The organism is Candidatus Eisenbacteria bacterium, assembly GCA_016867715.1.
GTDB lineage: Bacteria > Orphanbacterota > Orphanbacteria > Orphanbacterales > Orphanbacteraceae > VGIW01.
Window position 1 is genome coordinate 1 of record VGIW01000113.1, and the last position, 9,784, is coordinate 9,784.

General features: G+C 65.5%; 9 protein-coding genes. 5 read left to right on the forward strand and 4 right to left on the reverse strand.

Annotated features, from left to right (window positions below):
* Nucleotides 1-453 (reverse strand): hypothetical protein (locus FJY73_13130; GenBank protein ID MBM3321600.1); only part of this gene is annotated, 453 nt, incomplete at its 3' end.
* Between the two features lie 318 nt (nt 454-771).
* On the opposite strand from FJY73_13130, the gene FJY73_13135 reads away from it, so the two are divergent.
* Nucleotides 772-3,087, forward strand: coding sequence for a HEAT repeat domain-containing protein (locus FJY73_13135; GenBank protein ID MBM3321601.1), 2,316 nt, complete (start codon nt 772-774; stop codon nt 3,085-3,087).
* A 395-nt stretch (nt 3,088-3,482) separates the two neighbouring features.
* Here FJY73_13135 and FJY73_13140 read toward each other — a convergent pair whose 3' ends face one another.
* Together FJY73_13140 and FJY73_13145 are read right to left on the reverse strand one after the other, a co-directional pair.
* On the reverse strand, nt 3,483-3,884 hold the full coding sequence (locus FJY73_13140; protein MBM3321602.1) for a hypothetical protein: 402 nt from the start codon (nt 3,882-3,884) through the stop codon (nt 3,483-3,485).
* Nucleotides 3,885-3,891: 7 nt separating this feature from the next.
* The gene (locus tag FJY73_13145; GenBank protein MBM3321603.1) at nt 3,892-5,718 is read right to left on the reverse strand and encodes a carbamoyltransferase; all 1,827 of its coding nucleotides are present in this window, start codon (nt 5,716-5,718) and stop codon (nt 3,892-3,894) included.
* A 214-nt stretch (nt 5,719-5,932) separates the two neighbouring features.
* Here FJY73_13145 and FJY73_13150 point away from each other — a divergent pair, with 214 nt between their 5' ends.
* Nucleotides 5,933-6,475, forward strand: coding sequence for a hydrolase (locus FJY73_13150; protein MBM3321604.1), 543 nt, complete (start codon nt 5,933-5,935; stop codon nt 6,473-6,475).
* Nucleotides 6,476-6,744: 269 nt separating this feature from the next.
* Here the strand turns inward: FJY73_13150 and FJY73_13155 are convergent, their stop codons facing one another.
* A complete protein-coding gene (locus FJY73_13155; GenBank protein ID MBM3321605.1) occupies nt 6,745-7,368 on the reverse strand; it encodes a site-2 protease family protein in 624 nt (207 codons plus the stop codon).
* A 49-nt stretch (nt 7,369-7,417) separates the two neighbouring features.
* Between FJY73_13155 and FJY73_13160 the strand changes: the two genes are divergently transcribed.
* The 3 genes from FJY73_13160 (at nt 7,418) to FJY73_13170 (ending at nt 9,616) form a co-directional block, all read left to right on the forward strand.
* Entirely contained in the window at nt 7,418-8,053 is a 636-nt protein-coding gene (locus FJY73_13160; protein MBM3321606.1) for a YigZ family protein, read from the forward strand.
* A gap of 65 nt (nt 8,054-8,118) precedes the next feature.
* A complete protein-coding gene (locus FJY73_13165) occupies nt 8,119-8,394 on the forward strand; it encodes a hypothetical protein (protein MBM3321607.1) in 276 nt (91 codons plus the stop codon).
* Nucleotides 8,395-8,476: 82 nt separating this feature from the next.
* The gene (locus FJY73_13170; protein MBM3321608.1) at nt 8,477-9,616 is read left to right on the forward strand and encodes a hypothetical protein; all 1,140 of its coding nucleotides are present in this window, start codon (nt 8,477-8,479) and stop codon (nt 9,614-9,616) included.
* Nucleotides 9,617-9,784: the final 168 nt, after the last annotated feature.

The following is a 9,784-nucleotide window of genomic DNA, read 5'->3' on the forward strand; positions in this document are numbered from 1 at the left end:
AAAAGTAAGAGTCAGCAAACCGGATCCGGGTCCGAGGACCAACTCCGCAATCGAGTGGTCGACAGCCGCACGGTAAGCGACCCGCGCGATCTTGTAGGGAAACATGATGGGCACATCGCACATATCCTGACCTTGCAGCCGGGTGCATCCTGCCGAATCAGACCCTCCGACCGGGAGAAAGGCCCAACACCCCCCCGGCGAGAAGAACTGCGTGCTCTCCAACGTCAAGGCTCCGTCCGGGTCGCATGAGAAGATCTCGAACACCCAGCAGCCGGAGCCGTAAGGACCGAAGATCCAGAGGTCGGCCGTGAACGTGTCCCCGACGGCTGTCACGAGGAAGTCCGGCTGCGGATCGCCGACGACGCCGTTCAGGTCCGCCTCGACAGAAAACTGAGCGAAGCCCCCCGCCGCGAGAAGCAACACGGCGAGAGCCGCCGCTCCCATCCTCGCCATCTCGTCCCCCTTTCTCCTTCCCGGGGTTCCGCCCCCGCGCGATCGGACGGCCGAAATCCCCGCTTCCGAAATCCCTTCGCGCGGGTTGTCTCGCGGATGCTTCAGGCGAAAGCCACTCTAGCATGAAGCGGATCTTTCGTCCACGTCGTATTGAGGCGTGTTTGGGGGATATCCTGCCGATTTCTGAGCGATTCGTGGGTCTTCCCGATCGCGGGCCGGGCGAAATAGGTGGAGTGCGGGCCTGCGGAAGGAAGTACATTCTTGCGGGACTCCCGGACATTGTCCGTGTATGATTTAGACCTGAAAGGAGAATCCGCGATGCGCGCTCGAGTTCCCCTTGTCGTTCTCATGCTCTGCGTGGCCCATGTCCTATTGAGTGTCGGTTGCGCGAAGGCCGCGGAAGGCTCCGGCTCGCTCTCGGACATCCCGCGTCTCATCGAGAGACTCGGCGACGCCAACTCCGGCATCCGCATGAGCGCCGCCCGCGATCTCGCGGAACTCGGAAGCGCCGCGGTTCCCGCGCTCGCAGAGGCTCTGACAGACCCCGATTCGCTCCGGCGCCGGGGGGCGATCGGCGCGATTGGGCGCATCGGACCAGCGGCGAGTTCGGCACTCCCGGCACTCCGAGCGATCTCTCTCTCCAGCGTCCCCTACGAGCAGGGATGGGCTTTGGAAGCCATGGGGGCGATCGGGAAGGACGCCGTCCCTTTATTGATCGAGCTTCTCGACGCCGACGATCCGCTGGTGCGGAGGTTGGCCGCGCATGCCCTCGGCGCGATCGGCCCGGAAGCGGCGAACGCCATTCCGGCGCTGATCCGTCGATGGCGAGAAGAGCCGGAAGCCATCGCCAAGGCCCTCCGCATGATCGGACAGCCCGCCGTCCCCGACCTCGCTCACGCTCTCTCGAATGACGAAGCGAGGGTCCGCGAAGCATCGGCCTCCGCCCTTGCTCATTCACAGGTCGACATCCGGGAGGCGATCCCCGCGCTGATCCGAGCCCTTGCGGATCCGGAGAAGAAGGTCCGGGCCGATGCGAGTTACGCGTTGGGGCAGACCGGCGACGAAGGGCTGCCGGCGATTCGATCGGCCCTCGAAGACTCGAGTGCGAGTATCCGGGCCGGGGCCGCGCGCGCCCTCGGCGGTTTCGCGGGGTCTCCGGAAGAGGTGTTGGGACCTCTGAGAAGGGCGCTCGCGGACAGCGCTGCGACGGTGAGGCTCGGCGTGCTTCAGGCATTCACGACTCTCGCGATCTCTGGAGCGGACATCCGCGTCGCCCCCGAGGCAATCGCCGCATCCTCGGATTCGGATCCGGAGGTCCGGGCTTTCGCGGCCCAAGAACTCTGGAGGTACTGTGAGGAGGACGACGGCGTTCTGGGCGCGCTCGAGGAGCTGCTCCGGGATCCCGAGGTCGCCGTCCGCCGAGGAGCGATCCAGTCGATTCGCCTGTGTGCGAGAACCCGGCCCCGCGAGTCATTCCCCTTGATGGAACAAGCGGCCCGCGACAGCTCTTGGATGGTCTGGGGAGAGGCCTATCATGCAATCGGAATGGTGACGCGTTCGGATGATCGTGCGCTCGCGTTTCTCATCGACCGGTTGCGCGACGAGAACCCGTTCGTACGAATCAACGCGGCACGGGGCCTCGCGCGGGCAGGACCTGGGGCCGCCGTGGCGATTCCCGCGCTTCTCGCGGCCACGACGGACGAGAACGAGCAGGTTCGCTCCTCGTCACTCGAGGCGATCGGCAAAATCGGTGGCGACCCCGAGAGAGTCCTCCCCGTTCTCTTGCGATCGTTGGAAGAGGAGGGGAGCGTCGGCTGGGAGGCGGCCCGTGCTCTCGCCGCCTACGGTCCGGCGGCGGCGGAAGCGGTCCCGACTCTCGTCGAACGAATCGGCGGGAGGGAGAGTCCGGATGCGTACAGGTCCGCGCTCATCGCGATCGGCCCCCCCGCGGTTCCCGCGTTGACCGAGATGCTCACGGCGGGCACGGCGGAGACCCGCACCGGGGCGGCGCAGGTGCTTGCGCGAATCGGTCCACCGGCAACCGCGCCTGCGGTCCCGGCCTTGATTCTCTGTCTGAGCAACGACGATGAGCCGCTCCGGAGGATGGCAACGGAAGCTCTGAGAACGATCGGTCCGGCCGCGATCGAGGCCGTTCCGACACTCGTCGCGCGGTTCCTTCACGAGCAAAACCCCAACGCCCGCCCCACCCTCATGGCGGCTCTCGCATCGATTCGCCCGAGCGACGAAGCTCTGCTTCCCTTCTTCCTCTCATGCATTCGGGACGACGATTCGGGAGTCTCGCAACAAGCCGCCGTCGCCCTCGCGGCGTTCGGCTCCCGTGCCGTGCCCGCGCTCACGGAGCTTCTTAGGGACGATGTCGATCGGGTCAGGATGCGGGCCTGCTCGGCGCTTGCCGGAATCGGCACAGAGGCATCGCCTGCTGTGCCCCGGCTGATCGAGCGCCTGGAGGACAGGGATCACTCCGTTCGCCGGAATGCGGCATGGGCCCTCGGCGCGATCGGACCCGCGGCGTCCTCCGCGCTCCCGGCCCTCACGGAAGCCCTGACCGACGAGAACCTGCAAGTGAGGGAAGGCGCAGCTGCGGCAATCGAGAGAATTCACGGGACCGAGTAGCGGGTCCGAAAGGCCTGGGAACCGCTGAGGGCTTGCGAGCGTCATCCCCTGTTTCCGCTCTCAGGAAGACCGCCGAACGTCCGAAGGACGCGGCACCACGTCCCCCCGCCCGTCGGTTCCTGGAAACCTGCTCAGAGCGCAATCGCACCATGGGGCACATCGTCAGTCTGGCTGAGCTTCGTGGATGAAGGGTTAACCTCAATCCGACAGAAACACGTTCGGTGCTTTCTCGGCCGGAGCCCGGGGCAAGGGGGACAAACGAGGACAGTCACCCGTTATCGTCACGTGTTGCCCAATTGCCCAAGCAGTACGCGGCTGTCGCCGCCTCCGATTCTAACGTCTGGTTCCCGCCGTCCGACGACGGAACAGCGACGAAGGCGGCAGGTGTTTACAGCCTAGAACTGCTTCTCGTACCTTTTCGGATCGAACGGCTCTTTCTTCTTCTCGATCCAATAGGTGGACGCGTCGGGATCGAACTTGCGGTTCAAGAGATCCTCCCCGAAGAGCCGGAGCAGAAGACCGATCGGCGTGAAGACGAGATAGAAGATCAGGATGAGGATGAGCCGCGTGTTGAACCAACCGACCGCATGCCCGAACTTCTGCATGAGCCAGTAGGCCGGACGCACGGCCGGCGGGAAGAAGACCGACGCGAGGAGCCCGTAGGCGGAGATCGCGTAGAAGACCGCCGCCGCCGTCCGGTGGTCCCTCCAAAGCCAGAGAGAACCCGCTGCCGCCGTCACGACGACGAGCGCGATCCCGAACCTTCGAAGCTCCTTCCGTTCCGGTCGAACCGCCATGCGATCCTCAGTCGAGCTCGAACTCCCTCTGCCAGTCCTTGTCCTCTTCGAGCGGCTTCTGCTCCTTCTTGTCGAGCAAGTAGCTTCCGAGAACGAGGTAATCCATCTCCGTCCGCATGAAGCAGGTGTACGCGTCTTCCGGCGTGCAGACGATCGGCTCCCCCCGCACGTTGAACGATGTGTTGATCACGACGCCGCATCCGGTCTTTCGCCGAAACGTGTCGATCAGCTCGTGATAGCGGGGCGCGGTCTCCCGATCGACGGTCTGGATGCGCGCCGAGTAGTCGACGTGCGTGACCGCCGGGATCCCCGAGCGGGGCACGTTCAGCTTCGCGATCCCGAAAAGCTTCTCCTCCTCCGCCGTCATCGGGATTCGGATTTCCTCTCGCACCGGAGCGACGAGAAGCATGTAGGGGCTCTCGCGATCGAGGCCGAAGTAGTCGCCGACCCGCTCGAGGAGCACGCTCGGCGCGAACGGCCGGAACGATTCCCGGTACTTGATCTTGAGGTTCATCACCGACTGCATCGTCTGCGAGCGCGGATCGCCGAGAATCGAGCGTGCCCCGAGCGCGCGCGGCCCGAACTCCATCCTCCCCTGGAACCACCCGACCACTTTCTCCGACGCGAGAAGGTCCGCGACCGTCTCGAAGAGATCCCCGTCCGCGAGCCTCCGGGCCGGAGCCTTGTTCTCTTCGAGGAACGCGCGGATCTCCTCGTCCGAGAACTCGGGGCCGAGATACGAACCGCGCTGCGCATCGCGCCCGGCGTCGACCCTTCTCTCGTTGCCGAAGATCCGATGCCACGCGAAGAGCGCCGCGCCGAGCGCGCCCCCCGCGTCCCCCGCCGCCGGCTGGATCCAGATCCTCTCGAACGGCCCCTCGCGGAGGATCCTCCCGTTCGCGACGCAGTTCAGCGCGACGCCCCCCGCGAGGCAAAGGTTCTTCATCCCCGTCTCGCGATGCACGGTGCGCGCCATCCGCATCATGACTTCCTCCACCACCTCCTGCACCGAGCGCGCGAGATCCATCTCCCGCTGCGTCAGCTCCGCCTCCGGCTTCCGCGGCGGTCCGCCGAAAAGCTTCTCGAAACGCCGGTTCGTCATCGAGAGACCGGCGCAGTAGTTGAAATAGCAAAGGTTGAGCTTAAAAGAACCGTCCTCCTTGAGATCCATGAGATGCTCAAGGATCGCATCGACGTACTTCGGCTCGCCGTACGGGGCGAGGCCCATCACCTTGTACTCGCCCGAGTTCACCTTGAACCCCGTGAAGTACGTGAACGCCGAATAAAGAAGGCCGATCGAGTGCGGGAAATGGATCTCCTTCCGGATCTCGATCTCGTTCCCGCGCCCGATCCCGAAGCTCGTCGTCGTCCACTCCCCGACGCCGTCGATCGTGAGGAACGCCGCCTCCTCGAACGGCGACGGGTAGAACGCCGACGCGGCATGCGATTCGTGATGCTCGGTGAAGAGGATCTTCCCCTCGTATCCGAGCTCCTTCCGGATCAACTCCTTCATGAATAGCTTCTGCTTGAGCCACAGAGGAATCGACTTGATCAACGAGCGGAGGCCGAAGGGGGCGTACATGAGATAGGTCTCGATGATCCGCTCGAACTTGGTGAAGGGGCGGTCGTAGAAGACGACGAAATCCAGATCCTCCGCGCGAAGCCCCCCTTCCCGAAGGCAATACGCGATCGCGCCGCTCGGAAAACGAAAGTCGTGCTTCTTCCGGCTGAAGCGCTCTTCCTGCGCCGCCGCGAGGATCTTTCCGTCGCGCACGAGACAGGCCGCGCTGTCGTGGTAGAACGCCGAGATGCCGAGAATGTTCGTCGAAGCCATCGTCGCCCCGTTTATCTCGCGGCCGGTCTCTCTTCGGTTCATCGGCATTCCCGCGCGCGCGGTGAAGCCGCGGCCGCCCCCTTCTCCCCTTGACTGATTGTACGCCAAACCCCCGGACTCCGTGAGCGGGACCGGAGACCCCGCGCCGCCGTGGAGCCCGCCGCCCGCATCGGTTATCATCCGGAGAGCCGGCCCGGCCGAGAGGAGAGAACCGATGCGGCTCCTTCCTACGAACACGATCCTCGTCGTCATCGACATCCAGGCGAAGCTCTTCCCCCACATGCAAGAGCGGGAGGCGCTCGCCGAGGTGGCGATCCGCGCGATCCGCGGCTGCCGCGCGCTCGGCGTTCCGATCCTTCTCACCGAGCAGGTCCCCGAGGCGCTCGGCCCCACGATCGACGAGGTCCGCGCAGCGCTCGATGGGATCGGCCCGATCGTGAAGAGAGCGTTCTCCTGCTGCGGCGAGCGCGCGTTCCTGGAAGCGATCGAGCGGGCCGGCCGACGAGACGTTCTCCTCTCCGGCATCGAGAGCCACGTCTGCGTCTATCAGACCGCGCGCGATCTAATCGAGAGAGGGTATGAGGTTCACGTTCTCGCGGACGCCGTCTCTTCGAGGCGAGCGAGGGACCGGGAGATCGCCCTTCGCCGTTTCGAGCAGATGGGAGCGCGCCTCGCGTCCGTCGAGATGGTCCTCTTCGATCTTCTCCGCGAGGCGGGGACCGACGAGTTCCGCAAGATCCTGAAGATTGTGAAATAGACGGCGGTGGCGGAGACACCGATCCGCTTCTCGGCAGCGGAACAGCGAGAGAGATTGGGCATTGGGAAGCCGGAACGTTTCCTCGCTAGCCTGGATTACGCACGCGTTTTCGTCGCGAGGACGCGGAGCTAGGGGCCGAGAGGCCGACCTGGACGAGCCGCTCCCGGAAACGTAGTCTCGGCACTACGCTCTAGGAAGCGGCGACGGAAGGGAGGCCTCTTGAGGCCGCGATCAGCGGCCGCAGCAGGAAACGGGTGCATGATCCAGGCTCAGGCTCCCGCGACGGCGAGGAAGAGCGCGCGCAGGATCGTGACGAAAGGAACGATGATCTTCCCGAGGATTCCCGTCACGAGAAGACCGATCACGAGGAACATGCCGTACGGCTCAAGCTCCCAATAGAACCGCGCGATCCCCTCTGGAAGGAACGGGAGGATGACGCGCGAGCCGTCGAGAGGCGGGATCGGCATCAGGTTGAAGACGGCGAGGACGACGTTGATCACGATGCCGTAGTGGAGCATGTGGGCGACGATTCCGGTCCCGAGAGATGGGCCCGCGAAGCGAAGGATGAGCGCCGACGCGAGCGCGAGAAGGAGGTTCGACGCGGGACCGGCGCCGCCGGTCAGCGCCATCCCGTTCATCGGCTGCCGGAAATACATCGGGTTGATCGGAACCGGCTTCGCCCATCCGAAGAGGAACCGGCTCCCGCTGAACACGAGCGCGAGAGGGACGATGATCGATCCGACGAGATCGACGTGGGAGATCGGGTTCAGCGTGAGACGTCCCGCGTCGTTCGCCGTCGGATCGCCGAGGCGATACGCCACGTATCCGTGCGCGTACTCGTGCACGACGATGCTGAAGAAGAGAACGAGGAGCATGGGAAGCGCTTCGATCATGAACCGCCCTCCGGTCGGCCTTGACTCAGCATAGAAGGTAGATTCCGCGATGCGGATCGGCAAGGAAGAAACGACGCCGGACCCCGACGCCTACCGCGCGGTTCTCTCCGAGGCGACCGCCGAGACGCGCGTGCAGGGATCGCGGTTTCTCGCGTTCGTCTTCCCCTCGGCCGCCGAAAAGGAAGCGGCCGGCCGCGTCGAGTCACTCCGGCGGTCCCACCATGACGCGACCCATGTCTGCTTCGCGTGGCGCATCGGCCACGGCGCCGGTCAGAAGCGCCGCGCGAGCGACGCGGGCGAGCCGTCCGGAACTGCGGGCGCCCCGATCCTCGCCGCCCTCGACCGGGCCGGCGTCTCCGACGCGCTCGTCGCGGTCGTCCGCTGGTTCGGCGGCACGAAGCTCGGAACCGGCGGGCTCGCCCGCGCCTACGGGGAGTGCGCCCGCCTCGCGATCGAATGGGCGCGGATCGGCGAGCGGGTTCTCCGCGAGCGCGTACGCGTCTTGTTCCCCTACGCGCACGCCGGGCGGGTTCTCCGCATCGCCGAGAAGCACCGCGCGCTCGTCGAGGATTCCGTCTACGCCGAGGAGGTCTCCATCCGCTTCGCGGTTCCCGCGAGCCGCCTCGCCGCCTTTCAGGAGGAGATCGTCGAGGCGACCGGCGGCGATGCGGCCTTCGATCCGTGAAGCAACCGGCGCCCGTTGACACACGGGGTCCTCGCCGCTATCTTAACCTCGTGATGCGGAACCGAATGATCTCGTCCGCGGGGCTCCTCGCTCTTCTTCTCCTTCCTTTCGCGCTTGCGCACCCGATCCCGATTCCGCACGAACATCCGGAAGACCCGGCGGGAGAGGCCCATTGCTCCCTCTGTCTCGCCGCGGCGCATCCGAACGCGCCGCTTCTTTCCCTGCCGGCGTTTCTCCCCGAACCGGCCCGAAACGAGGAGGGTCTCCCGGCGGCGTTCTCCCCCGTCGCCCGGTGCGCACAGACGGCCCATCACTCGCCGCGCGCTCCACCAAGCTTCTGATTCGCGCTTCTCGTGTTCGATCGATCAAGCGCCATCCGGGAGAGGCGTCTTGCCGTTTGTGCTTTCTATTGGAGGTTTCGACATGCGAAGAGATTTCTGCTTCGTTTCTCTTGTTCCTCTCGCCATACTCTTCTTCTTTCCCGCCGCCGGAGCCGCGGAGAGCGCGACGGCGACCGGTATTTCCCGCGACTTCAACCCCGCGATCAGCGTGAACGCGCTTCTTCTCTACACGTCGGGGTTGAACGAGGCGACCGAGCAGGAGCACGGCGAAGAGGAGCACGAGCACGCGCGCGGTCCCGCCGGAGACGGCTTCTTGGTCCAAGAGACGGAGCTCCAGCTCACGTCGATCATCGATCCGTACGCGAAGGCGAACCTCGTCTTCGCGATGCACGGCACGGACGGCTTCGAGCTGGAGGAAGGGTTCGCCCAGACGCTCTTCCTCCCGACCGGGCTCGGGCTCCGCGCGGGGAAGTTCTTCTTCGAATTCGGAAAGCACAACGCCTATCACACGCATCAGTATCCGTTCGTCGAGCGTCCGTACGCATGGGACGCGCTTCTCGGCGCGCACGGCCTAAACGGCGCCGCGCTCGAGGCGAGCTGGCTCACGCCGCTCCCCGTCTACACGGAGATCCTCGCGACCGCCTTCCCGCTCACCGAGACCGTCTACGGCGACCACGAAGTCCCCGCGAACACGTGGGGGCGCGCCTTCCGGCTCCGGAACTTCTTCGAGACGTCGGACCAAACGACGGTCGACTTCGGGGTCTCGTACGCGGGAGGAGACGCCGTGAACGAAGGCGAGAACCACTTCCTCGGCGTCGACCTCGCGTTCAAGTGGATCGGAACGGGCGCGAACCCTCGGAAGCTCGAGATCCAGGGGGAGTGGCTCTATCCGTTCGACGAAGAGTCCCTCTCGGACGCGGCCGGCGCCTATCTTCACGCGCTCGCGCGAGTGACGCGCCGGTGGCATGTCGGCGCGCGGTGGGATGGGTACTTCCAGTCCGATGAGCACGAGCTCATCGACGACGCGGACAAGAACTTGCACGACGAGCACGGCGAAGATCACGACATCCACACGCTCACCGCCTCGCTCGCCTTCGTGCCGAGCGAGTTTCAGGCGATTCGGGTGGATGTTCTTCACCGTGATTTCGACGAGGAAACCGAACAGGGCGTGCGCGTGCAGTACAACATGACGATCGGGAGCCACCCCGCGCACCGGTACTAACGATGCGACGGCTAGGACTCGCTCGTCGTCCGACCTCCCCATCGGGGACGCCTCCGAACGCGCCCCGCGCGTTCTCGGCTCCAATCGCTCGGCCACCCGCCCCCCTGGTGCGGGAGCCTTCGGCTCCATCGTCGAGGGGGCGGGTACCCGGCCTCGTCGATCAGGCCC